This is a genomic window from Methanospirillum sp. (genome assembly GCF_035560735.1).
In the GTDB taxonomy this organism is placed as follows: domain Archaea; phylum Halobacteriota; class Methanomicrobia; order Methanomicrobiales; family Methanospirillaceae; genus Methanospirillum.
This window is the reverse complement of sequence record NZ_DATMYY010000276.1, coordinates 1-2,147: the sequence shown is the minus strand read 5'-3', so window position 1 is coordinate 2,147 and position 2,147 is coordinate 1. Positions and strand designations below refer to the sequence as shown.

At 41.6% G+C, this 2,147-nt stretch carries 3 protein-coding genes; all 3 read left to right on the top strand.

Features of this window, described 5'->3' with window-relative positions; translation table 11 throughout:
* On the top strand, positions 1-689 hold a 689-nt coding region (locus tag VN429_RS07845; protein WP_325631792.1), incomplete at its 5' end, for an ABC transporter substrate-binding protein.
* Positions 686-1,369: a GTP-binding protein gene (locus tag VN429_RS07840; RefSeq protein ID WP_325631790.1), complete on the top strand. Its 684-nt coding sequence runs from the start codon at positions 686-688 to the stop codon at positions 1,367-1,369. The genes VN429_RS07845 and VN429_RS07840, both read left to right, overlap by 4 nt.
* A partial coding sequence (locus tag VN429_RS07835) for an ATP-binding cassette domain-containing protein (RefSeq protein WP_325631787.1) occupies positions 1,366-2,147 on the top strand: 782 nt, incomplete at its 3' end. The genes VN429_RS07840 and VN429_RS07835, both read left to right, overlap by 4 nt.

Below are 2,147 nucleotides of genomic sequence, written 5' to 3'. Positions count from 1 at the left end.
ATCCCATGGAATCCGGGAGATCTCCATATAAAAACCTTGATCTTCAGGATCCTGAACATCAATACTCAGTCATTGGTGCAAATATTGAGGTTCTTATGGTTGACCACACCCGACTAGGTGATCTTGAAGTCCCAGAACGATGGAGTGATCTTTTAAAACCAGAATATGAAAATTCTCTTACAATTAGGGGTCAGGATGGATTTTTTTGTGAAACAGTACTCCTCTCAATATATTCAGAATATGGTATTGAAGGAGTAAGACAATTCGCAAGGACAGTTCAAAAAGGTTCACATCCATCAGAAATGGTTAAGGCAGCGAAATTCAGACGTCATCCCGCCCCTCCAATTTCCATTCTTCCTCTTTTCTTTGCAAAATTGGCTGAGAAATCTTCAGAAGTTTCAATTATCTGGCCAGAAGAAGGTCCTATTGTCAGTCCTGTAACGATGATTGTGAAAAAAGAGCATCCGCCTGAACTTGATCCCCTTATATCATTTTTAGCCGGAGAAAAAACGGGATCAATATTTAGTAATGCCTCATTTCCAAGCATGACTGGAGTTCCTCCATGCGTGGATCCAGAGGCAGAATTCAATTGGATTGGATGGGATTATATAAATACTCATGACATCGGTGCAGAAGTTGATCAAATTTCATCTGAATTTACCCGGTTGTTTTATGGAAAATCATCATGAAACTTGTCACTGTTGCAGGTCCACCTTCTTCAGGTAAAACATCAGTAATTCTCCATACAATCCGTGAACTTGAAAAAGCAGGCATTTCAGTTGGCGTAATCAAGTTTGACTGTATCTCTCCAGGTGATGAAGAGATATATCAGGCTGCAGGTGTTCCAATCCGTATCGGCCTTGCCGGAAACCTCTGCCCTGATCACTTTTTTGTTTCAAATATTGAGGAATGTGTATCCTGGGGACTAAAAGAGAACCTGGATCTCCTGATTACTGAGAGTGCAGGACTCTGTAACAGGTGTTCTCCCCACATCAGGGGCATCCTTGGCATATGTGTTATTGATATGCTCAGCGGGATTAATACACCCAAAAAAATAGGGCCTATGCTCAGACTTTCAGATATGATTGTCATAACCAAAGGGGATATTGTCTCTCAGGCTGAACGAGAAGTTTTCGCATTTAGAGTAGGTAGAGCAAATCCGTCTGCAAAAATTATAAAAATCAACGGACTAACCGGTCAGGGTGTCCTTCCATTGGCCGATGAGATGAGGAATACTCCAGATACCATAACCGTAAATGATTGTTCACTCCGATTTGCAATGCCCGCTGCTCTCTGTTCATATTGCCTTGGTGAAATCAGAATCGGCAGAGACTATCAGATGGGAAACGTTAAGAGGATGGAATTTTGACCCTTGATAATACCTATCCGGAAATTCAGTTAGATCCTTCTGACAATTCAAATAATAGAAGACCATTCCCTGAAGTCAAAAATCTGACAATAATTGGTGGAACCAATAAATCAGGCGATATTGAACCTTATTCAATATGTTGCCAATCCGGTGATATTATCTGCCTGGTTGGGCCAACTGGTTCAGGTAAGAGCAGGATGCTCGGAGATATTGAATCTCTTGCTCAGGGTGATACCCCTTCAGGCAGAAAAATTTTGATAAACGGTGAAGTCCCCCCATCTTCATTGCGAACCAGCGCAATTGGCTTAATTGCACAGTTATCACAGCAGATGAACTTTGTTGTTGATTTAACTGTGAGAGAATTTATTGCCCTGCATGCAGAATCCCGCCTTATTCCTGATCCAGAAAATATCGTTGATCTTATCCTGAAGACAGCTAATGATTTATCCGGAGAACAATTTTCACCAGATGTATCTCTTACTCAACTGAGCGGGGGACAATCCAGGGCTCTGATGATTGCTGACACAGCCCTTCTTTGTCCATCTCCGGTTGTGCTTATTGATGAGATAGAGAATGCCGGAGTAAACAGGAAAAAAGCATTGGAGTTGCTCGTTAAAGAAGGAAAAATTACATTTGTTGCAACTCATGATCCCGTTCTTGCCCTTATGGGTTCACGGAGACTCTTTTTCAAAAATGGCGGGATTGCGGGAATTATTAATCCTGATGAAGAAGAACGCCTTGCCATGAGATATATTCAAAAAGTCGATGATCAATGGAC

Excerpts from the sequence above, each read along its gene's own strand:
- VN429_RS07840 (WP_325631790.1), top strand. The coding sequence starts at position 686 with ATGAAACTTGTCACTGTTGCAGGTCCACCTTCTTCAGGTAAAACATCA.